This is a genomic window from Limnohabitans sp. 63ED37-2, assembly GCF_001412535.1.
GTDB lineage: Bacteria > Pseudomonadota > Gammaproteobacteria > Burkholderiales > Burkholderiaceae_C > Limnohabitans_A.
The window spans coordinates 1,028,262-1,049,496 of the sequence record NZ_CP011774.1 but is presented as its reverse complement, the minus strand read 5'-3'; the positions used below and the strand labels follow the sequence as shown (position 1 = coordinate 1,049,496).

The 21,235-nt window shown below is 59.3% G+C and carries 25 protein-coding genes; 22 read left to right on the top strand and 3 right to left on the bottom strand.

Annotation, left to right across the window (positions count from 1 at the left end):
• The first annotated feature begins 8 nt into the window (after positions 1 to 8).
• The 8 genes from fliO to L63ED372_RS04990 are packed head-to-tail and all read left to right on the top strand — an operon-like array spanning position 9 to position 6,163.
• Complete coding sequence (gene fliO / locus L63ED372_RS05025; protein ID WP_062404015.1) at positions 9 to 317, top strand: flagellar biosynthetic protein FliO; 309 nt, start codon at positions 9 to 11, stop codon at positions 315 to 317.
• Positions 314 to 1,063, top strand: coding sequence for a flagellar type III secretion system pore protein FliP (gene fliP, locus L63ED372_RS05020; RefSeq protein ID WP_062404013.1), 750 nt, complete (start codon positions 314 to 316; stop codon positions 1,061 to 1,063). Before fliO ends, fliP begins: the two co-directional genes overlap by 4 nt.
• Positions 1,064 to 1,074: 11 nt before the next feature.
• Positions 1,075 to 1,344, top strand: coding sequence for a flagellar biosynthesis protein FliQ (gene fliQ, locus L63ED372_RS05015; RefSeq protein ID WP_062404011.1), 270 nt, complete (start codon positions 1,075 to 1,077; stop codon positions 1,342 to 1,344).
• A gap of 18 nt (positions 1,345 to 1,362) precedes the next feature.
• Positions 1,363 to 2,139, top strand: coding sequence for a flagellar biosynthetic protein FliR (gene fliR, locus L63ED372_RS05010; RefSeq protein WP_062404008.1), 777 nt, complete (start codon positions 1,363 to 1,365; stop codon positions 2,137 to 2,139).
• Positions 2,132 to 3,295 (top strand): flagellar biosynthesis protein FlhB, encoded by a 1,164-nt coding sequence (gene flhB, locus L63ED372_RS05005; RefSeq protein WP_062404006.1) that lies wholly within the window; start codon positions 2,132 to 2,134, stop codon positions 3,293 to 3,295. Before fliR ends, flhB begins: the two co-directional genes overlap by 8 nt.
• A complete protein-coding gene (locus L63ED372_RS05000; protein ID WP_062404004.1) occupies positions 3,292 to 4,698 on the top strand; it encodes a hypothetical protein in 1,407 nt (468 codons plus the stop codon). Before flhB ends, L63ED372_RS05000 begins: the two co-directional genes overlap by 4 nt.
• A complete protein-coding gene (locus L63ED372_RS04995; RefSeq protein WP_062404002.1) occupies positions 4,695 to 5,198 on the top strand; it encodes a hypothetical protein in 504 nt (167 codons plus the stop codon). The genes L63ED372_RS05000 and L63ED372_RS04995 overlap by 4 nt, the downstream gene beginning before the upstream one ends.
• Positions 5,195 to 6,163 (top strand): hypothetical protein, encoded by a 969-nt coding sequence (locus L63ED372_RS04990; RefSeq protein ID WP_062404000.1) that lies wholly within the window; start codon positions 5,195 to 5,197, stop codon positions 6,161 to 6,163. Before L63ED372_RS04995 ends, L63ED372_RS04990 begins: the two co-directional genes overlap by 4 nt.
• A gap of 90 nt (positions 6,164 to 6,253) precedes the next feature.
• On the opposite strand, the gene L63ED372_RS04985 is transcribed toward L63ED372_RS04990, so the two are convergent.
• Together L63ED372_RS04985 and L63ED372_RS04980 are read right to left on the bottom strand one after the other, a co-directional pair.
• Positions 6,254 to 6,664, bottom strand: coding sequence for a surface-adhesin E family protein (locus L63ED372_RS04985; protein WP_062403998.1), 411 nt, complete (start codon positions 6,662 to 6,664; stop codon positions 6,254 to 6,256).
• A gap of 8 nt (positions 6,665 to 6,672) precedes the next feature.
• A complete protein-coding gene (locus L63ED372_RS04980; protein WP_062403996.1) occupies positions 6,673 to 7,593 on the bottom strand; it encodes a GNAT family N-acetyltransferase in 921 nt (306 codons plus the stop codon).
• Between the two features lie 85 nt (positions 7,594 to 7,678).
• On the opposite strand from L63ED372_RS04980, the gene L63ED372_RS04975 reads away from it, so the two are divergent.
• The 4 genes from L63ED372_RS04975 to L63ED372_RS04960 all read left to right on the top strand — a co-directional run bounded on the left by L63ED372_RS04975 (position 7,679) and on the right by L63ED372_RS04960 (position 10,312).
• Complete coding sequence (locus tag L63ED372_RS04975; protein ID WP_231624564.1) at positions 7,679 to 7,861, top strand: hypothetical protein; 183 nt, start codon at positions 7,679 to 7,681, stop codon at positions 7,859 to 7,861.
• Positions 7,862 to 7,875: 14 nt separating this feature from the next.
• On the top strand, positions 7,876 to 8,739 hold the full coding sequence (gene motA / locus L63ED372_RS04970) for a flagellar motor stator protein MotA (protein WP_062403992.1): 864 nt from the start codon (positions 7,876 to 7,878) through the stop codon (positions 8,737 to 8,739).
• On the top strand, positions 8,739 to 9,731 hold the full coding sequence (locus L63ED372_RS04965) for a flagellar motor protein MotB (RefSeq protein ID WP_062403990.1): 993 nt from the start codon (positions 8,739 to 8,741) through the stop codon (positions 9,729 to 9,731). The genes motA and L63ED372_RS04965 overlap by 1 nt, the downstream gene beginning before the upstream one ends.
• Positions 9,732 to 9,805: 74 nt before the next feature.
• The gene (locus L63ED372_RS04960) at positions 9,806 to 10,312 is read left to right on the top strand and encodes a hypothetical protein (protein ID WP_062403988.1); all 507 of its coding nucleotides are present in this window, start codon (positions 9,806 to 9,808) and stop codon (positions 10,310 to 10,312) included.
• A gap of 45 nt (positions 10,313 to 10,357) precedes the next feature.
• Here the strand turns inward: L63ED372_RS04960 and L63ED372_RS04955 are convergent, their stop codons facing one another.
• Entirely contained in the window at positions 10,358 to 11,620 is a 1,263-nt protein-coding gene (locus L63ED372_RS04955) for a sigma-54 interaction domain-containing protein (protein ID WP_062407653.1), read from the bottom strand.
• Between the two features lie 348 nt (positions 11,621 to 11,968).
• On the opposite strand from L63ED372_RS04955, the gene L63ED372_RS04950 reads away from it, so the two are divergent.
• The 10 genes from L63ED372_RS04950 (at position 11,969) to L63ED372_RS04905 (ending at position 21,221) form a co-directional block, all read left to right on the top strand.
• On the top strand, positions 11,969 to 12,463 hold the full coding sequence (locus L63ED372_RS04950) for an LPP20 family lipoprotein (protein WP_062403986.1): 495 nt from the start codon (positions 11,969 to 11,971) through the stop codon (positions 12,461 to 12,463).
• Positions 12,464 to 12,487: 24 nt separating this feature from the next.
• The gene (locus L63ED372_RS04945) at positions 12,488 to 13,762 is read left to right on the top strand and encodes a hypothetical protein (protein ID WP_062403984.1); all 1,275 of its coding nucleotides are present in this window, start codon (positions 12,488 to 12,490) and stop codon (positions 13,760 to 13,762) included.
• A 29-nt stretch (positions 13,763 to 13,791) separates the two neighbouring features.
• The gene (locus L63ED372_RS04940) at positions 13,792 to 14,358 is read left to right on the top strand and encodes a hypothetical protein (protein WP_062403981.1); all 567 of its coding nucleotides are present in this window, start codon (positions 13,792 to 13,794) and stop codon (positions 14,356 to 14,358) included.
• A gap of 19 nt (positions 14,359 to 14,377) precedes the next feature.
• Positions 14,378 to 15,496: a hypothetical protein gene (locus tag L63ED372_RS04935; RefSeq protein ID WP_062403979.1), complete on the top strand. Its 1,119-nt coding sequence runs from the start codon at positions 14,378 to 14,380 to the stop codon at positions 15,494 to 15,496.
• Positions 15,493 to 15,771 carry an EscU/YscU/HrcU family type III secretion system export apparatus switch protein gene (locus tag L63ED372_RS04930; protein WP_062403977.1) on the top strand — a complete coding sequence of 93 codons (279 nt, stop codon included), beginning with the start codon at positions 15,493 to 15,495 and terminating at the stop codon, positions 15,769 to 15,771. Before L63ED372_RS04935 ends, L63ED372_RS04930 begins: the two co-directional genes overlap by 4 nt.
• Positions 15,772 to 16,082: 311 nt before the next feature.
• Positions 16,083 to 16,829: a crotonase/enoyl-CoA hydratase family protein gene (locus tag L63ED372_RS04925; RefSeq protein ID WP_197275352.1), complete on the top strand. Its 747-nt coding sequence runs from the start codon at positions 16,083 to 16,085 to the stop codon at positions 16,827 to 16,829.
• Between the two features lie 13 nt (positions 16,830 to 16,842).
• The gene (locus tag L63ED372_RS04920) at positions 16,843 to 18,693 is read left to right on the top strand and encodes a feruloyl-CoA synthase (RefSeq protein ID WP_062403973.1); all 1,851 of its coding nucleotides are present in this window, start codon (positions 16,843 to 16,845) and stop codon (positions 18,691 to 18,693) included.
• A 54-nt stretch (positions 18,694 to 18,747) separates the two neighbouring features.
• A complete protein-coding gene (locus L63ED372_RS04915) occupies positions 18,748 to 19,998 on the top strand; it encodes a thiolase family protein (protein ID WP_062403971.1) in 1,251 nt (416 codons plus the stop codon).
• Positions 19,999 to 20,027: 29 nt separating this feature from the next.
• Complete coding sequence (locus tag L63ED372_RS04910) at positions 20,028 to 20,792, top strand: SDR family NAD(P)-dependent oxidoreductase (protein ID WP_062403969.1); 765 nt, start codon at positions 20,028 to 20,030, stop codon at positions 20,790 to 20,792.
• 9 nt (positions 20,793 to 20,801) lie between these two features.
• Positions 20,802 to 21,221, top strand: coding sequence for an acyl-CoA thioesterase (locus L63ED372_RS04905; protein ID WP_062403966.1), 420 nt, complete (start codon positions 20,802 to 20,804; stop codon positions 21,219 to 21,221).
• The last annotated feature ends 14 nt before the right edge of the window (positions 21,222 to 21,235 follow it).

Sequence of the window (21,235 nt, the reverse complement as noted above, 5' to 3'; positions counted from 1 at the left end):
CGACGCCCATGAGCTCAGCTTGGACCCTCGCGGATTGGTTGCAATACCTGCTGAGCTTTGGCTTGGTGATCGGTTTGTTGTTGGCGCTGCTGTGGACACTGCGCAAGTTGCAAAACGGTGCGGTGCTGCGCAAATCATTCCAGCGCATGCAACTGGTGGAAACACTGTCGGTCGGTCCACGGCAAAAAATCGTCCTGATCCAGGTGGATGGCCGGGAAGTCCTGGTTGGCATCACCGCACAAAACATGACCGCCTTGCCACTGGAGCCCGTCAATGGGTCGAGTGACGAATCACCAGCGAAAAACACCACACCATGAAACGCATCCCTATCGGGTTGATCCTGACCTTGTTGCTGGGCTTGTTGCCGGTGCTGGCGCAAGCCGCGCCAGACATGCCCGCCGTCACCGCCACCAACACGGGCAAAGGCACCCAATACAGCCTGACGCTGCAGTTGTTGGCCTTGATGACCACGCTGTCGGTCTTGCCCTCTCTGCTCCTCATGATGACGGCCTTTGTGCGCATCGTGATCGTCATGTCCATCTTGCGCCAAGCTCTGGGTACTGGGCAGACCCCTCCGAACATGGTGATCGTTGGACTGTCGCTGTTTTTGACACTCTTTGTCATGACGCCGGTGCTCAACGAGGTGTACCAAACCGCACTGCTGCCCTATATGAACCAGGGCCTGTCTTTTGACAAAGCTTTGGCAGCGGCCGAGAAGCCCATCCGCGCCTTCATGTTGCTGCAAACCCGAGAAGACGACATCGCCATGTTCATGGAGATCGCCCGCAACAAAGGCATCACCAGCGCACAGGATGTCCCCTTCATGACCTTGGTGCCAGCCTTTTTGACATCCGAGCTCAAAAGCGCCTTCACCATCGGTTTCTTGATCTACATCCCCTTTGTGGTGATCGATTTGATCGTGGCCAGCGTGCTCATGTCCATGGGCATGATGATGCTCTCGCCCATGATGATTTCCATGCCGTTCAAGTTGATGCTTTTTGTACTGGTTGATGGCTGGAGCTTGATCATGGGCTCTTTGGCCGGCAGCTTTGCCATGCCCTGAAGGAGAGAACAATGGACACCGCCATGGTCATCGATCTGGGAAGACAAGCCTTGTGGATCTCTATGCTGGTTTGCGCCCCCTTGCTGGTGGTCGCACTGGCGGTGGGCTTGATCATCGGCATCATCCAGGCCGCCACCTCCATCAACGAATCGACGCTCAGTTTCATCCCCAAACTTCTGGTCATGGGATTGGCGTTGCTGACTTTCGGGAGCTGGCAACTGGTGACGCTGGTGGATTTCACGCGCAGCATTTTTCAGCGCATTCCCACTTTGTTCACTTGAGCGGACCAACGCCTCATCATGAACCTGCTGGCCGCCGACATCGTTGAAAGGTTTTACACCTTTTTATGGCCGATGCTGCGCATTTCGGCGCTGATGATCGCTGCGCCCATTTTTTCTTTGAGCGCCTTCAATCTGCGCCTGCGAATCCTCATGGCCTTGGTTCTGACCTGGCTGGTTTACCCCCTGCACACCTGGCCCGTGCTCGATCCATCCAGCGCTCAAGGACTGGTCGAAGTGTTCAACCAAATCATGATCGGCGCGGTCATGGGCCTGATTTTGCAGATCGTCGTCGCCGCCATGGTCGTGGGTGGACAGAGCATTTCAGCGGCCATGGGTTTGTCCATGGCCAACATGATTGACCCGAACATGGGCAACGTGCCCGTCATCTCGCAACTCATGATCGTCATGTCGACCCTGATTTTTGTGGGCTTTGGTGGCCACGCCATCATGCTGGGCTTGATTGCAGAGTCTTTCAACAGCCTGCCCATTGGCACCTCCATCCTCAACCAAAATGTCTATGGACGGGTTTTGCAATGGAGCTCCATGGTTTTCCTCGGGGCGGTTTTGATGGCATTGCCCGTGATGGTCTCGCTGCTGTTCATCAACGTGGGTCTGGGTGTGGTGACACGGGCTGCGCCCAGCTTGAACATTTTCGCGGTAGGTTTTCCCGCCATGATCATTGCCGGATTTCTGATTTTGATCATTTCCATGGAAAGCATTGGCAGCCGCATCGAGTGGCTTTGGGTACAAGGCTTTACAGTGGTACGTGATGTGATGGGGGTCCCAAATGTCTGAGGGCAGCGATCAGGACAAAACCGAAGAGCCGACGGCCAGGAAGCTTGGCAAAGCGCGTGAAGACGGTCAAGTGGCCCGCTCCATCGAGCTGCCCGCCGCAGTCATGGTCATTGGGGCTTTTGTCATCTTGATGATGAGCGGTGGCTGGTTGGTGCAGCGTCTGTCTGTTATTTTTTCCAAAGGTTTTGTTTTTGACCGGGCCACCATCGAAAAACCTTTGTTGCTGCCCAGCCAGTTTGCCGATCAGCTGATCTCTGCAATGGTGGTGGTGATGCCCATCATTGCCTTCACCTTTGTCGCCGCCATCATTGCTTCAGGGGCAACTGGCGGCTACCTGTTTTCCCTCCAAGCTGTCAGCCCCAAAGCCTCCAAGCTCAGCCTGGTCAGTGGTCTGCAGCGCATCTTTGGTGTCAATGCCTTGATCGAACTGGGCAAGGCCTTGCTCAAATTCGCACTGGTCGCCACCGTCCTGTGGTGGTCGCTGATGAACAACATGGACTCGCTGGTCAAAATCGGGCAAATGGGACTCGAGCCTGCGCTCAGTGCTGCTGGCAGCATGATCTTGCAGTCGGCCCTGTGGGTGGCTCTGAGTCTGGCCGTGATCGCGATGATCGATGTCCCCTACCAAAAGTACGCCTTCACCAAAAAGATGCGCATGACCAAACAAGAGGTCAAGGACGAATACAAACAAATGGAAGGTAGCCCCGACGTCAAGGCGCAAATCCGCAGACGCCAACGCGAAATGGCCAACTCTCGGATGATGCAACGGGTCAAAGATGCCGACGTGGTGATCACCAACCCCGAGCATTTCGCCGTGGCGCTGGAATACGACCCCACCGGTGACGGCGCACCCATCATGGTCGCCAAAGGCAGCGACCACATGGCCAAGCTCATCCGGGAAGAAGCCAAAGCGCATGGCGTGCACTTGTTTGAAGCCCCGCCTCTGGCCCGTGCGATTTACTTCACCACCGAAGTGGAGCAACAAGTGCCCGAAGACCTGTACCACGCCGTGGCGCAAGTCATCGCTTATGTTTTCAGTCTTGAAGCCGCATCCCCGATGCAACCGGCCCAAGCCAAGCCCCGAGTCAAGGTCCCCAAAACCATGCTTTTCAACCCCGATGGCTCGCGGCTTAAAGAAGAGGGCGCAGCCGCATGAACATCCCCATTCCAACAGGTCAACCCGCCGTGAGCGATTTTGTTTTTCGCGCAGCAGACCGCATGCGCATCGAAGGTTGCGCGAACGCGATCGCACGCGAAGGCCTGAACTTGGCCCTGTTCTGCCCCTTCGAAGCTTTGCTGGACCATTACACCGGCTTGTTGCTTCAGCGTCTGAGACAGCAAGCGCCCGAGCACAGCATTGAGGTGTATTTCCCGGCCAACACCGACTCCTTGTTGGGCAGGTTCAACGAAGTCTTGGCCAAGCAATCTGTTCAGCAAGCCACCAAAGTCCCTGCTGCTGCCGAACACACACAGATCTGGGTTGTTCACGACGCACAGAAACTGCCTGAGTCAGAAATCCAGTTGCTGGCGCGGCTGATTCAGAATTTTCCTGGTGCCAATATCCGCGCCATTTTGTTGATGTCCGGTCATGAAGCGTCCAAAATTCCTTTGCCCGCATTTGGTCGGAAAATTTTGCGCTGGGACATTGAAGCTCCCACCGACGAACAAGCCCAGGCCGCCTTGGAGCAGGCCCAACACAGCGGTCACTTCACAGCGGTGCATCAGCTTTTGCAACGCATCCAGCGCAAACCACTGGCCGCCGCGGCTTTCTCGGCATCAGCTGTGAGCCCAAACGCCGCAGCCGCCGCCAACACGCCCCTCGCCCCAAAAGCCCCTGCTCCTTCGACAGCGGTCCAGCGACTTCACACCTTTCAACAGCACGGTGCAAACAGCCTGAAAAACCTGCGCACCCGCTTGCAATCCTTGGGCAAATCACCCAACTGGGTCCGCCAACATGCCAAACTGTCCCTGGCCATCGTGGCGGCCTTGATCGCCTCCACCTTGTTCATGCTGTGGTTGCAGCCAGAGGCTTTTGGTCTGATGTCGCTCCAAAAGCCCCCCCCTCCGCCCAAAGCCCAGGCTTTGCCTCTTCCCCCTGTGGCATTGCCCAGTCCCGCAGCATCTGCGCCTACAGCCCCTGAAAACAATGCGCCCAAGGCCGACGCCCTGTCCCCAGCGGCGCCACCTGCACCGCAGGCTCAAACACGGACAGAGCCCAGCATTGAAGCACCCGATGCGGCCATGCAAGCACAAGCCTGGGTTCGGGCCATGGACCCCAACAGTTTCCTGATCCAGTACGGCACCTCCACCACGTACGAAAAGGGCTTGGACATTCTGCGCAAGTTTCCGGAGCTCAAAAACAGCCGAATTGTGGCCGCTTACCGGCCCGGCGAAAAACTGGCGCATTTCGTGATCGTCTCGGGCCCTTACAGCCCGGTCACCCAAGCCTACGATGCCGCCAAACGCCCAGGACTGCCTCAAGGCACTTGGGTGCGCTCGACCCGCAATTTGCTGGATCAACTCAAGGCGCCCACCTCTAACCAGGACACACCGCGATGAAAAAAGGCACGATTTTGCGAAACGAAGCGCCGCATGCCGTCCAGATGCCCGAGGGCTCGAAGGTGGCCGCCCGCAAAGTGAAAAAAGAAGCGGCTTCTGTGCCGGTGCCTGTCGAGGTGCCGCCGCCTCCAGTTGCCCAAAAATCGGTCAGCCCCAAAGTCAAAACGACCCAAGACAAGCCAGCGCCTGCCAAAGTGGCGGTCAAGCCCCGAGCGAAAGCCAAAGCCCCAGCCCCAGCCCCAGCCCCAGCCAGAGCAAGGGCCAAAGCCCGAGCCAAGCCGAAAACACCAGACACCATCGCACCCGCACAAGGGGTGGCGTCCATCGCACCTGTCACGGCTCCCCGTGTTTTGCCCATGCCCATCGATGAGGCGGCCATTTGGGAAAAAGACAGCCCCATCAAAACCCGCATGAGCCAACTCAAAGCCCGTAACGCACTGCTGGAAGAACAACTTCAAAGATTGCAGTCACCCTTTCAAGCCCGAGGAAGAAAACCATGAGCGAGAACACCTTTACCCCTGATGCTCCGGTGGAAAACACCGCTGTTGACCCGGACGATTCAACGGCCCCAACGCTTGAAGCACCTGCTGCCGAACAGACTGCCAAGGCAACTGCGCCCAACAGTGCCCCTTCCACACCGGCCCATACGGGCATGTCAGTGGACCAGCGTGCTTACCAGCAATACCAGTCTTTGGCCCAGATCGTGCTCGACTCCGCCGACTTGGCCACCAAGTCTGCAGAATCTGCCGCTTCCGCCAGCAGCCACTTGCGCAAGACCACCACCGAGTTCAAGGAACTCACCGAAGATGGCCACAAAAAAGCCCGTTTGCTGCTGATCATTTCCGGCAGTGTGATGATCCTGTGCCTGATTTTCTTTTTGATCATGGGCGTGCGTCTGGTCAGCCGGATCAACCAACTGGACACCATGATGTTGGCCGTTGGCAAGCGTGTGGTGGAACTCAATGTCGGCATGGAGTCGCTCGAAGGCGTCAACCAAACAGTCAAGGAATTGGCTGCTCAGCAAATGGCACTGACCAAGTCCCAAGGAGAGATTGAGGGCCGCATCGAGGCTTCACTCAAACAATCCGAAAGCCTGGTGCAAAAAGTGCCTGGCGAAACGGCCAAACAGGTGGCGGCCAGCAGTGACTCGGTGATGAAACAGGTTCAGGGCATCAACGCCAAATTGCAAAGCCAAGCCAATGCGGTCCAGTCCTTGGGCAACGAGGTGAAGTCCCTCAAATCGTCCGTGGGCAATGTGGACGGTCTCAAGCGCGATGTGGAGGCCCTGGTCACCCTGCAAAAAGAGCGTTACCTGGAAACCTTGCAAAAGAACAACGCCAGCACCAACCGTGAGCGCGCCGTTCAGTTTCCGCGCGTTGCGCCGCCCAAACCAGCCGAAGGCAATGCCAGCACAAGTCAAGGCAATGCGATCACCCCTGCTCCAGCCCCTGCAGCAAAGCCCTGAGCTCGGCCCTTGGAGGGCTGATGATCCATCCAGAAATCAACCCTCTGAATCGCCCCATACGGGGCGGATCATGGCGGCCATGTTGCCGCGTCACTGGATACAAACCGCCACGTAGGTCAGCACAAAAATCCCGTTAGGTGGAATTTTTCGCCAGTAGCCCGTTTCATTGACGGTGAAAAGCTTTTTCCCGGTCAACTTGGGTCCGGCATGGCTGGTCACTTTGCTCAAGCGGTGCATTTTGTATTGGCAGTCGTACTCATTGAGGTAACGCCGCGACATCACGCCGTCGGCATCGGCCACCTTCAAGTCCTGCAGCTCCCAGACACGGCGGATGTTGTCTTCTTTCTCGATGGACTGTCGGTCCACATACAAAGTGACCTCTGGCGTTTCGCCCATTCGGGTCCAAGCATGGGCCAGTGCGGGCAACATGCCTGCGGCCCACACCAGACACAGCGCACCCTTGGTGATGACGGTGCGCACAGAAAAACCTGACAGTGTCATGTTGCGTCTCAAAAATAAGTTCCAGCCAGAGTGAGAACCTCGCCTCCGGTGCCCAGCTTGAATCGCGAAATACCCGGCAAGTCGTGTGTGTTCACACCGCCCAAGTCCAGCACCTCGATCTGATGGTCCTGGAAATACGCCATGGCTTGCCACAACAGGGCATTGTGCGCATTGAGCTGGCGACCTTCGGCGTCGGCCCAACCCATATGGTAACTGGCGACACGCCCATGCACCAGAAACAACATGGCTGCGATGGTGTTTTTACCAAGCTCGGCATACGCCACGGCAAAGGCCTGGGCAGGATCAGCCGTGGCATGGATGTAGTGGCTGACAAATTCAACCGGCAAACCATGGAACTTCTTGGCTTCGCGCTGATCGACCTCTTTGCCCAGCAACCAGTCACATTTTTTGCGACTCGGCTGAACATGAAAACGGATCTTCTCGTGGCCCAAGACCTTGACCAATCGGTTTCGCCATTTGCCATCCAATGCGGCCTTGAGCGTTGGCAATGGTTTTGTCAGGTCCAACAACACGGTGGAGTAACCGCTCATCACCCGCACGAGCCCTTTGAGTTCCTGCGCCTCATCCAAGGCCAGGTCCGGGGAAAACAGCACCACCTTCAAGCGTGCAATCGGCAAAGACCGGCGCAACAGAACGTACACCTGTTGGCGTTCATCGGTCCCCACATCGGACGCCCACACGGGACCTCGGGTGCACGAGGCCACCGACAAATAGCCCAACACACGCCGACACATGAACTGGGCCACCGCCACCAAGCGCTCTCCTTCCCAGACCATGGCACGGTGAATGACCACATCCATGGCCTTCAAAGCCTCACCATAAGCCCAAGCCTGTTGCATGGCGCCCCGGCCGCTGGCGTGAAAAGAGGGCCAAAGGCCAGGGTCGACGGGATTCCAAACAACGTTCATATTGTCATAATAAGCAATATCTGCAAATCCACTCAAGATTGGCCCACTGATGTCGATGAACAACAGCGATCAAGGCAAAAGAAACTTGCCCCACCGGTCAGCTCAAACCATCTTGGGTCACGACATTCCCAAGGCCCGCCTGACCGGGGCGGGATGGTTTTGGGGGGCTGTGTACCTGGGCTTGCCGGTCATCTTGCTGGGCAACTTGCTGGATTTTCTTTTCCAATGGACGTTGGGTTGGTGCATCGGTTTTTGGTGCATTGTTTGATTTAAAGGGCCACCATGTTTTTCTTTATCGGTTTAGCGGTTGTTTTCGGTGCTGTGTTTGGCGGATACATCCTGGCTGGCGGAAAAATGGCGCCCATCATCAAGGCCGCACCTTTTGAGTTCATCATCATCGGGGGCTCGGCCATTGGCGCCTCTTTGATTGCCAACAGCTTTCCTGTGTTCAAGGCCGCCATGGGCGGTATCGGCCAATGTATCAAGGGACCCAAGTGGCATCAGGCAGATTACCTGGCCCTCATGCTCTTGATTGGCAAGCTCCAAACCGTCATGAAAAAAGAAGGCGTCGTGGCCCTCGAATCGCATGTCGAGAACCCCGACTCCAGCCCCATTTTTGGAGAGTTTCCGAAACTGGCCAAAGACCATTCCATCGTTCAAATGATCTGCGACCCCTTGCGCCTCATGGTCATCTCTCAAGGCAATCTGGATGCGGACGCTCTGGACGACTTGATGAAAAAAGCCATCAAAGTTCACCACCATGAAGCCTTGTTGGCCCCTGCAGCGCTTGCCGGTATTGCAGGCGGATTGCCGGCCCTGGGTATCGTGGCTTGCGTGTTGGGTGTGGTCAAAACCATGGGCGCAATCGACCAGCCGCCGCCCGTTCTGGGGGGTCTGATTGGTGCGGCGCTCGTGGGCACCTTGATGGGCGTGTTTTTGGCTTACGGCATGTTCGAGCCCTTTGCCGGACGTCTGACCCAAATCATCAACGAAGACGCACAGGCCTTCGATGTGATCCGCGAAATGATTGTGTGTAACCTCAAAGGCCATCCTCAGCCCCTCGTCATTGAGTCGGCCAGAGCCTGTATTGCGCACCACAGTCAACCGAGTTTCTCTGAAGTCTTTGACGGCATGCGAGGCTCTTGATGGCCGAGACAGACAAAGCCGCGCCCGCGGCGACCGACGAAGCGGCAGCCGCCGCCGAGGCAGCCGCCGCCGCAGCAGCCGCGGAGGCGATGCGCCCCATCATTCGCAAGATCATTGTCGAAGATGGCCATGCCGGTGCCCACGGTGGCGCCTGGAAGATTGCGCTGGCCGACATGATGACGGCCATGATGGCCTTCTTCTTGTTGATGTGGTTGCTGGGCGCCAGCACCGAAGACAAGCGCAAAAGCGTGGCCGATTATTTCCGCCCGGCCTCTCACAGCCAGATTGCGTTTGGCGAATTGGCCGGGTCCAACGGCATGTTTGGCGGCCAATCCATCATTGATCCAGATGGGTTTCCTTTCACGGCCAAGCAAAACGCACTCCTTGAACGCATGACCCCTCAAGCACAAGGGGGGCCTGCTGAAAGCTTTGGCTCCTCCAAAGAGGAAAACAACAAGGATGGCCCCTCCGAACAGGATCCCGGCAAGGAAAGCGGCACAGGGACACCTGAACAAAAACAGGACAAGGAAAACTTCGAGAAGCTGGAAAAAGACATCAAACAAAAATTGTCTGAAAGCAAGCAGTTCGAAAAAATCAAGGACCAGGTGAGCATCACCCGGGAAAAAGAGGGTTTGCGCATCGAGGTGATCGACAAGGCCGATTTCGCCATGTTCAGCTCAGGCACATCCAATATGGGTGGCAATGCCGCAGCGCTGATGACGGAAGTTGCCAAATCGCTCAAACCCCTGCCTAACAAACTGGCCATTCGTGGTCACACCGACAGCATGGGTTTCGCGCCCGACAGCATGCGCAACAACTGGACGCTGTCGACCGAACGCGCTGACGCGACCCGTCAGCTGATGCAAGGTGCGGGACTGGCCTCCAACCGATTCGCCAAAATCGAGGGTGTTGCCGACACGGCCCCGTTTGTGCCCAACAACCCTGCTGATCCGCGCAACCGCCGCGTCAGCGTCACCGTGCTTAACCAATAAATACATGAGGGTGGTCACGGGCGTATCATCAAAGCCAACGACGTCGTCACCACCCTCAGGCAAGAGAGTCATCCATGTTGAAACACCTATCGATCGGTATCGCCATCGGCCTGTTGGTCATGTCGGGCATCTGGGGGCTGACACTGTTGATGGCCAGTGACACGTCGGTGCCGGCCGAAATCGCCAACGAGAAAAACAACTTACCCGGAAACAACCAGGGCGTGATGGATCTGATTTGTGAACTGGAGTTGGACCTGGACGGTCAACTGGCCTTGGGCATCAAGGAAAACGAGCCTTCCCGCATCACCATGGCTCAAATTGATTTCGAGAAAAAATCGGGCTGGTATCAGGGCGTGATTTCCATCTCGGAAAGCAGAGCGGGCACGCTCCAATTGATGGGCACACGTCTGAAAGTTTATCGCCCTGCCATGTTCCAGCGCTTTGGCGTGATGATCACGGGCGAGGAGTTTGTGATTGACCGCAAAACAGGCAGTTTTGTGCAGTCCCTGTCCTTGAAAGACGGCCGCAACGTGAAGTTGATCAAGGGCACTTGCGCCAAAGTAGACAAACCACCTTTCTGAGTTGGCACTCAGCAAGGTGGCTACTGCACCCCACTCGGTGAGCCATCAGGCCGCGCCGCGCAGTTCGTATTTGTTGATCTTTTCAATCAGCGTGGTTCTTTGCAGCTGAAGCAGCTTGGCAGTTTGAGACACATTGCCTTGTGTGCGGCTGAGCGCTTGCTCAATCAGGTTGCGCTCGATGTCGATCAGGTGCTGTTTGAGCGAAATCCCATCGGGCGGCAGCGTCTGGATGCCCTGGGCCAACAAGATCACCTCCTCCACTGAACTCATTTCGTCGTTGGAGGCGGACAGGGGCATGGGGGTGAAGGCGGGCCGGGAAGCACTGACGGAGGGAGAAGCTGGGTCGCTGTTGGCAAACAAATGGCTCAGCGGATCGCTCTCACCCCAAGGGCTGTCGGTAGGGGCGGGAGCCGAAGCGTTCCAACTGGGCTCAACCAGGGCACCCACCTCAAGTGGCGCTGTGGCGGCGCTCAAAAAGGTCTGCTGGGGGGCTGGGGTCGGCATCTGGCTCAGACGCATGGCCTGTAAAGCGGCCAAACCCGAGGGCATCATGCACGCGGGCACCGTGTGGACCTGCAGTGTTTGAGAAGGGAACAAAGTCGAAAAACGGTCCACCAGATTGGACAGTTCACGCACGTTGCCAGGCCAGGCATAGTCCTGCAGAAGCTGGAGCATGTCGGGCGCGAATTTCAGGGCACGGTTGCCCGGCAAAGTGTGCTTGTCAGCATAGAACTGGAGCAAAGAGGCAATGTCGTCGGGCCGATCACGCAAGGCGGTTGTGCTGATGGGCAACACATTGATGCGGTAATACAGGTCCTCACGAAAACGCCCAGCCGCGACTTCGGCTTCGAGGTTTTTGTGGGTGGCTGCGACCACACGCACATCGACAGGCACCTCGCGCGCAGCGCCAACGGGCAAGATGCAGCGCTCTTGCAGGACCCGCAACAACTTGACTTGCATGTCCATGGGCAGATCGCCGATTTCGTCCAGAAACAGGGTGCCGCCATGGGCAAGCTCGAAGCGCCCCAGGCGGTCGGCCACAGCACCGGTGAAGGTGCCTTTGCGGTGGCCAAACAACTCGCTTTCGATCAGCTCACGGGGAATGGCACCGCAGTTGATGGGCACAAAGGGGCCACTGGCGCGGGGGCCTTGGGCATGCAGGGCCTGGGCCACCAGTTCTTTGCCGGTCCCGCTTTCACCGGTGACCAGCGCGGTGGAGGATGAAGCCGCCAAAGTTTGGATGAGCTCGCGCAAGAAATGCGTCGCTCGACTTTGTCCAATGATTTGGGTTTTGGCGCTGGCTTTCATGTCTTTCTGGTGTTGGATGGGGCCAGGTGGCTGGAGCACATGCCGAACGGGCAGCTTGCCCTGCAGGCTTTGATTACGGGAATGATTTTATAGGTTTATGCGATTGCTGGTTTATAAATTATCAAATACGATTTGAGCAAGTATTTTTTTAAATGTAAATTTTTCCTATCAATTTTTAAAAAATTTGCTAGTATTTTTATTTTCAAAATGGCTACAAGAACTTCCTTACACGCCATTGAGCTGTGCCAAAGCTCAAGACTTGGGCGTAGCTGCCGATGTATGCATCAAGTCGCAACACATCCACGCGCCGCTTTGGCAGGTGTGGGTGCACGTTCATGGAGAAGCACAATGACCCGTACCCGATCACTGACTGCAGCGCTGCTGACCACTTTGGCCTTGGCTGGCTGCCAATCCGTGCCTTTGAACCTCATGGGTCAGGACAAAACGGTGATGCCGACACCCCCCACCTCCATGATCAGCCCCTTGGTGGAAAAGCGTGAAACCCTGGTGGCCACAGGCTATGCGGTGATCAGTGTACAAAACCACAAAAACCCGGCGCAGCAGCGTTTGCTGGCCATCCGCGCATCCAAGCTTGACGCCTATCGCTCTCTGACCGAGCAGGTTTACGGCCAGCAGCTGGACGCCAGCACCACGGTGGCCGACATGACGGTCATGAGCGACACCTTCCGCGCCAAGGTCGAGGGTGTGATTTACGGGGCCACCATGGTCAGCATCACCCCGGTGGGTGAAGACACCTACGAAACCACCCTGTCGCTGGACCAGCATGTGGTGCGTGATCTGCGAGCCCTGTACCTAGGTCAAATGGCTTCGCGCCGCCGCTGATCGCCTCTCGGATTGGATGACGCCATGTTGACCGCAGTGAACATTTCCCGCCCTGCCCAGCTCGGCTTTGCCTGGCGCCGCATCAGCGCGGCTGTTCTGACCGCCGCACTGGCCAGCACAGCCGGTGCGCAAAGCGCACGCCCCGCTGATCTGGCGGCCAGGGCATTGGCTTCGGCACCGGTGCAGGCCCTGCTGAGTGCTCAGGCCCAGTCGGCCAAGGCCACTCAAAAGAACCCTCAAAAAGAATACGACGCACAGCTGGCCGCCATCCGCCAAGCCATCTTGGACGCCACCGTGGACCGGCCCACAAGGGTGATCAGCTCGGCCTGGGTGGACGACAAGGGGGCCTTGCATGAGAGCGCCCATTTCCACTCCGAGGGGCAAGTGCGCGGCGTGCGGGTCTTGTCTTATGTGCAAGGCGATGAGCCTGTCACCCAAGTCAGTGCCGAGGTACTGCCTTGGGGCTGGAAGCCGGTGGGCGCCGACCAAAGTTGCAAGGCCCCACCTCGGCCTTGGCGTTTGCCTTTGGGCGTGCAAGTCGTGATGCCCGAGGGTTTTAACGGTCCTCAGCTGTTTGCCAGCCAGTCCCTGCTGGACTTGGCGCAACAAGCCTGGGGACAGAACATGCAGGTCTCGCAGCGCTGGCGCACACACAGTGTGGCGCAGGCTGCCCCGCAGTCGGACAACGCCTATATGCGTGCCCTGACGGGACAGACCGAGGAACGCAGTGGCTGGATGGCCGAGATCTCGCTGCAGCCACACGCGCCAGCGGTGGAGCGTTCCTGGACAGAGCGCGTCGGTCAGCGGCTGAACCTGATCGAGAGCGCCCCGCCGTGGCGTTGGACGCTGAGCGTGCGCCTGGGCCAAAAGCTCAGCCCAACATCGCGTTTGGTGCCTCAGTGGCAAATCGAACAGATCGTCTCGGTCGACCCCATAGCCCTGTCGCACAACCCCACTGCCTGGGCCCAGCGGATGCAAGGTTTGCTGCAAGAGCGCATTCGCCAATGGGTGGCTCAACTGGACAAGCAGACCGAATGCGAGCCGGTGCAGTTTCATGTGCGACGCCAAGGCGCTTCCTCGCTGGAATTGCAGGCAGGCTTTGACAGTGGCTTGCGCCCCGGTGACCGTGTGCTGTTGATGGACCCCGCCCATGTGCCTGCCCGCATGTTGGAGCCCGGCTTGGCACAGCACCTGGCTTTGGCCCAGGTGGTCAAGGTGGGCCCGCACCGCACCGAGCTGCAACAACTGGCGGGACCGGCCCTGGCCCCGCAGGGCGCCTGGATGGCCTTGCCCTTGTGAGCCCGTTTAACTCGAACCACAATACGCCCATGAATTTTGCCGCTTTCTCCCCACGTCACTTGGTCAACGGACTGCTCGGCAGCTGCGTGGTGCTCAGCTGGAGCTGCGCCGCCTGGTCGGCTGACACCGCAGCAGCCTCGGCGCTCAAGGTCCTGCTGGGCCCACAAGCGGCTTTTCAGCAAATGGGCGGCCTGCCGCCCACGTCTGCCCATTCGGCAGAGGGTGCCATGCACACCAGGGATTCGGCTACCTCCACTGCAATCGCTTCCTCGGCCATGGTGGGCGGGACGATCACGGTCAAACGCGGCGAAACGCTGGATCGGGTGATCCGCCGGGCTTTGCCCGATGTGCCTTTGCACCCGGACTTTTTGCGCAAGGCATTTGTGAGCATGAACCCGCAGGTCTTTCCCTCAGGCTCACCCCACCAGATGCGGTCTGGCGCTTCCTTGAAGGTGCCCAGCCTGCCCGCTTTGCGCCAAATGATGATGACCCAGTACCCCGGTGCAGCACCCTTGCTCACCGAATCTGAAGGGCAGATGGGACACAAGGCTGCGGCCGATCCCAACGACCAGCGCCGCTGGGTGCGTTACCCCTGACCGCATCGCAGGCACAAGCATGATCACCGGGGCCGAAACCGCCCACCTCGCCCCCAAAATTCCCACCATCTACCTGGAGGGGCGATTGCCCCTGGTGGTCGAACGCACCGCGGCCGAACTGGGCTTGCGCGATGGTCAGGTCATCCATGCAACGGTGGAGGCGCGGCAGGACCGGTTTCGGCTGACCCTGCAAGACCCCTCACAAGCCGGGCGCTTCATCGACTTGCCCAAAGAACTGCCCGCAGGGCTGAGACTGGCCTCGGGCGACACGGCCTTGTTTCGGGTCCAGCTGCAAAGCGATGGCTCGATTTGGTTGCGTCCCCTGCAGGCAACACCTGCGGCATCCACGGCCGCTGCGGCACCTCTGGCGCAAATGCCCAACCGCATGCAGCAACTGGGTTTCAGACCCCCCGACATGGGCGCACTGGCCCTGCTGTTGCGGCCTGGTGGACTCGACAGCCTGTTGCGCAGCCTCAATCCAGCAGCCCCAGAGTTGGCAGGGCTGCAACAGTGGCAACGCCTGCGCCCCAGCATGGCCCAATTGACCCCGGAAAAACTCCAACAACTCATGCAGCGCAGTGGCCTCATGACCGAGTCCTTGCTGGCTCATGGGCAAGGTGGTGGCCCGGTCGACCTGAAGTCGGGTCTGCGTCAGTTGTTGCGCCTGCTGCAAAACACCAGCCACGAAGCCACCGGTCGCATTCAAGAGGCGATTGACGACATCGAGTCTCATCAACTTACCGCAGCCGAAACCCTGACGGGACGTGAGTGGGTGTTTTCCATGATGCTGCCTTTTGCGGATGCCGAACCCGTCGAGATGCGCTTTGTTCGGGGTCGTCGCAAGCGCGGAGAAGAAAAAGCCCCTCTGGTGATTCACCTGCACACGCGCAACCGCGATCTGGGCGAGGTGTGGCTGCAAACGCGCATCAGCGGTGAAACCGAAGTCGACATGGTCATGTGGGCCTTGCGCGAAGATGTGGTGCACCGCGCCCGCGACCTGACACCCAACCTGGCCGAAGAGCTCGACAGTGCAGGCTTGAACATGACCCGGCTGCAAGTCATCCACGGCCCAGGACCTTCCGAGCCCATGCCCTGGAACCCGTCCGAGACCGGCAGCTTGCTGGACGTGCAGACATGAAGCCCCCCTTGAGAGAGGCGATTGCCCTCGAATACGGCAAACGCAAAACACCCATCATCAGCGCCAAAGGCGAAGACGAACTGGCCCAGCGCATCATCGACGAAGCCAAGCGCCACGGCGTGTATGTGGCCGAAGATCCACAACTGCTGGCCTTGCTCAGCCGCATTGACCTGGACAAGGAAATCCCGCCTGAGCTGTACACCGCCGTGGCCGTGATCCTGTCCTGGGTCTACTGGCTCAAGGGCATGCGCCCGGGTGACGAGAAAAACCTGTAACTCGCCCCGCTTGGCGGTGCCTGACCGTCAAACCACCATTCAGCCAGTCGCGCAAGGCCATGCCTGTGGGGCCTGTGCGCCCTGTTGCGGGCCACGCGCACAGGACACATCCAGCCTCAAGGTTGGGCACAAAAAGCCCGAGGAACTAGGGTAAACACCAAGCACCCCAACCCGTTCCGGTACGCACAATATGGTTATCAGCAATAACTTTATTGCACCTTCTGAACCTGACCTGCCAAGGACCTACTTCGATGACCCCATCCACCCACCCGATCCTCGAACGTGCAGCCGCTAACGGCGTGGCCCTGGAGATGCAAGGCGCTGTGGCCGTGGTGCGGCTATGCCGCCCGGCCAAGCGCAATGCGCTCAACGACGCGCTGATCGAAGCGTTGCGTGATGTGTTCCAGAATCTGCCCGCTGAGGCCCGCGCGGCCGTGATCCATGGCGAAGGCGACCACTTTTGCGCCGGGCTCGACCTGTCAGAACTCAAAGAGCGCGATGCAGGCGAAGGCATTCACCACTCACGCGGCTGGCATGTGGCCCTGAACGCGGTAGAACAAGGCAGCGTGCCCGTCGTGTGCGCCTTGCACGGCGCGGTGGTGGGCGGCGGCTTGGAGTTGGCCAGCGCGAGCCACATCCGCGTGGCCGACGACAGCACGTTTTACGCCTTGCCCGAAGGCACACGCGGCATTTTTGTGGGCGGTGGCGGCTCAGTGCGTGTCCCCAAACTGATCGGCACGGCACGCATGGTTGACATGATGCTCACCGGCCGTGTGTACGACGCACAAGAAGGCGAGCGCGTGGGTTTTGCCCAATACCGCGTGCCTGCCGGCACCGCACTGACCAAGGCCATCGAGTTGGCGACCCGCATTGCCACCAATGCCCCTCTGACCAACTTCGCGCTCACACACGCCATGCCACGCATTGCCGAGCAACCTGCAGACCACGGCCTGTTCACCGAAGCCCTCATGGCTTCGATCGCACAAGCGGCCCCCGAAGCCAAAGCCCGGGTGCGTGCCTTCCTCGAAGGCAAGGCGGCCAAGGTGCAAAAAAGCTGAACCGGAGACGCGCATGAACGCCCCCAAATTCCGACCTCTCAAATTTGGCGTGACCCGCGTCCAACTGCGCGACGGCGAGCCCGGCACGCGCTACCTGCAAGCCGATCAGGCACTGCAGGCGTTTCCGGATCGCCTGACCGACCGCCTGCAACACTGGGCACACACCAAGCCCCATCAGACATTCATGGCCCGTCGTGTGAAAAACACCGACGGCACGCTGGGCGACTGGCGGCACATCACCTATGCACAGGCCTGGCAAACAGCGCGCAGCATTGCGCAAAGCGTGCTCGACCGAGGCCTGAATGCTGAGCGCCCAGTGGTGATCCTGAGTGAAAACAGCCTGGAACACGCCTTGCTGGCCCTGGGTTGCCTGATTGCAGGTGTGCCCTATGTGCCCACCTCGCCGCCCTACTCCCTGGTGAGCGTGGATTACGACAAACTCAAACATGTGTTGCGCACCGTCACGCCCGGCTTGGTGTTTGCCTCGGACGCCCGCTATGCCAAAGCCATCGCCGCCACCGTGGGTGAGGACATGGAAGTGGTGATGTGTGAGGGCGATGTGCCAGGCCGCACAGTCACAGCTTTTGACAGCTTGTGCGCCACCACCGCCACACCGGCAGTGGATGCCGCCATGGCCGCCACCGGCCCCGACACCATCGCCAAGTTTTTGTTCACCAGCGGCTCCACCAAGCTGCCCAAGGCCGTCATCAACACCAACCGCCTGTGGTGCGCCAACCAGCAACAGATGGCGCAGTCCATGCCCGTGCTGGCCGAGCAAGAACTGGTGCTGGTCGACTGGCTGCCATGGAACCACACCTTTGGTGGCAACCACAACTTTGGCATGACCGTGTTCCACGGCGGTACCCTCTACATCGACGACGGCAAGCCCACACCCGCGCTGATGCATGAGACCTTGCGCAACTTGCGCGAGATCGCGCCCACCGTGTACTTCAATGTGCCCACCGGTTTTGAAGCAATTGCCCACGCCATGCAAAACGACGACCAGCTGCGCAAAACGCTGCTGTCTCGCGTGCAAATGTTCTTCTATGCGGGTGCCGCTTTGGCCCAACCCATCTGGGACAGCCTCTACGCCAGCCAAGAGCGTGAAGTGGGCGAGCGCATCGTCATGGGCACAGGCCTGGGCATGACCGAGTCGGGCCCGTTTGGCATCTTCGTGACCAATCCCTTTGTGCAAGCGGGCGACCTGGGTGTGCCCACGCCCGGACTGGAGCTCAAGCTGGTGGACACCGATGGCAAAACCGAGGTGCGCTACCGGGGCCCCAACATCACCCCCGGCTACTGGCGCAATGCGCAAGAGACCACGGGCGCTTTCGACGAAGAAGGTTTCTTCAAGACCGGCGACGCGGTCAAGTGGATCGACGAAAGCGATGTGCACTTGGGCTTGAAGTTCGACGGTCGCATTGCCGAAGACTTCAAGCTCGCCACCGGCACCTTTGTGAGCGTGGGGCCGCTGCGGGCCAAGATCATTGCAGCGGGCGCACCCTACATCCAAGACGCGGTGCTGACTGGGATCAACCTGAAAGAAGTTGGGGCCATGATTTTCCCGACACCGGCGGTGCGCGCATTGAGCGGCCTGCCCGCTGAGGCGCCGCTGGCAGACGTGCTGGCCTCGGCGCCGGTGCTGGCCAAGTTTCAGGACGTCGTCAACACCCTGGCCCTCAGCGCCACGGGCAGCGCCAACCGCATTGCCCGCCTTTGCCTGCTGTCTGAGCCGCCCACGATTGACAAGGGCGAGATCACCGACAAGGGCTCGATCAACCAGCGATCTGTGTTGGCCCACCGCGCGACCACCGTGGCGGCTTTGCACGAGGGGACGCTGCCCCACATCCTCCAACCCCAATAACCCCTTGTCGCCGCCCACTCGGGTGTACTGCGACACAACACTGAAAGAACTGACATGAGCGCCAAAGGATTTTTCAACGCGTTTGCCGATGTGTGGATGCACGAGGGTGTGCGCACACCCATGGTCGATTACTGCGGCGCTTTGGGCCACATCTCGCCCACCGACTTGGGCATCAAGGCCGCTCGCGAGGCGTTGAAACGCGCAGGCATCGCCGCCACCGAGATCGGCTCCGTGATCACCGGCAACATGGCGCCGGGTGACTTTGACCAGTTTGTATTGCCGCGCCACATTGGCCTGTATGCCGGTGTACCCCAAGAGGTGCCCGCCATCATGGTGCAACGCATCTGCGGCACCGGCTTTGAGCTGTTTCGCCAAGCGGGCGAACAGATTGAGGCGGGTGTGTGCGAGGCCGCGTTGGTGGTCGGCACCGAGAGCATGACGCGCAACCCGATTGCCGCCTTTGACCACCGCACCGGTTTCAAACTGGGTGCGCCCGTCGGCTTCAAAGACTTCATGTGGGAAGCCCTGAAAGACCCGGCCGCAGGCATCAACATGATCCAGACGGCTGAAAACCTGGCTAAAAAATACAGCATCACCCGCGAAGAAGTGGACCAGTTCGCGTGCGACTCCTTTGCCAAAGCCGTGGCCGCCCAGGCCGCAGGTTTTCATGCGGGCGAGATCGTGCCGGTGGTCACCGAAAAATTCGAGCTTGAAGGCTACATTGCTCGCGGCATCAAGTTGCAAGGCAAAGTGACCGAGGTCAACGCCGACACGCACCCGCGCATCTCCCCTGCAGATGTCTTGGGCAAACTCCGGCCCGTTTACGAAGGTGGTGTGCAAACCGGTGGCAACAGCTCGGCCTTGGTCGATGCCGCAGCGGCTTGTGTGGTCACCTCAGGCACCTATGCCAAAGCCAATGGCAAGAAACCTTTGGCCCGTGTGGTCGCCGCAGCCGCTGTGGGCGTACCCCCCGAAATCATGGGCATTGGCCCCGCGCCTGCGATTCGCTTGCTGCTCGAGCGCACGGGTCTGAAACTGTCCGACATTGGCCGCTTTGAGATCAATGAAGCGCAAGGCGCCCAAACCTTGGCAGTGGGCCGCGAGTTGGGTCTCGACTTGTCCAAGCTCAACGTCAACGGCGGCGCGATCGCGCTGGGTCACCCCCTGGCCGCCACCGGCGTGCGCCTGACCATCACGCTGGCGCGTGAGTTGCAACGCAGTGGTTTGCGTTACGGCATCTCGAGCGCCTGTGTGGGCGGCGGGCAAGGCATTGCGCTGTTGATCGAAAACCCCGAAGCGGTCTGAACATCACCCAACATTTTGAAAGACACACCATGAACATCCAAGGACAAGCAGCTCTGGTCACCGGGGGTGGCTCCGGTCTGGGGGAAGCCACCGCCCGTGAACTCGCCCGCCTGGGCGCCAAGGTCTCGGTGCTCGACCTCAACATGGACAACGCCGAGCGCGTGGCCAAAGACATTGGCGGCGCAGCGGTGCATTGCAACGTGTCGGACCCGGACAGCATGGCCAAAGCCATCGAGACTGCCTCAGCAGCCCACGGCCCGGCCCGCATCCTGATGCAAATCGCGGGCATCGGCACCGCCAAGCGCGTGGTCGGCAAAGACGGCAATGCCGCCCCGCTGGAGGAGTTTGCCAAGGTCATCAACGTCAACCTGATCGGCACTTACAACGCAGCGCGTTTGTTTGCAGCCGCTTGCGCCAAGCTCGACCCCATGGAAGACGGGGCCCGTGGCGTGATGGTCTTCACCGCGTCCGTTGCCGCATTTGACGGGCAAGTCGGCCAGCAGGCCTACAGCGCCTCCAAGGCTGGTGTGGTGGGCATGACACTGCCCATGGCACGCGACTTGGCGCAGCACGGCATCCGGGTGTGCACCATCGCGCCCGGCCTGTTCAAGACACCCCTGTTGGCCAGCTTGCCCGAGCCGGTGCAGCAATCTCTGGCCGCCAGCATCCCCTTCCCTGCCCGCCTGGGCAAGCCCAGCGAATTTGCCGAACTGGCCTGCCACATCGTGCACAACGACCACCTGAACGGCGAAGTCATTCGCCTTGATGGCGCGCTGCGCATGGCCCCTCGCTGAAAGCAGAATATGAGCAAAACCGTTGTCTACGACGTACAAGTGGTGTTCGGTGACTGCGACCCGGCAGGCATCGTTTTTTTCCCCAATTTTTCCAAATGGATGGACGCTTCGTCCTTGAACTTCTTCATGAAGTGCGGCATTCCGCCTTGGCGTGAGCTGGTCAAGACGCGCGGCATCATCGGCACACCCTTGCTGGAGATCAACACCAAGTTCATCCGCCCCGCCACCTATGGCGAAACCATCCAGGTACACACCAGCGTTCAGGAGTGGCGCGACAAAGTGTTTGTGCACAAGCATGTGGTCATGCGTGGCGAGACGGTGCTCTGCGAAGGCACCGAGGTGCGCGCTTTTTGCATCAAACACCCTGACGATTCCGACCGCATCAAAGCCATCCCAGTGCCCGAGGACATCAAAGCCTTGTGCAGCTGAAGCAAGAATCTGAG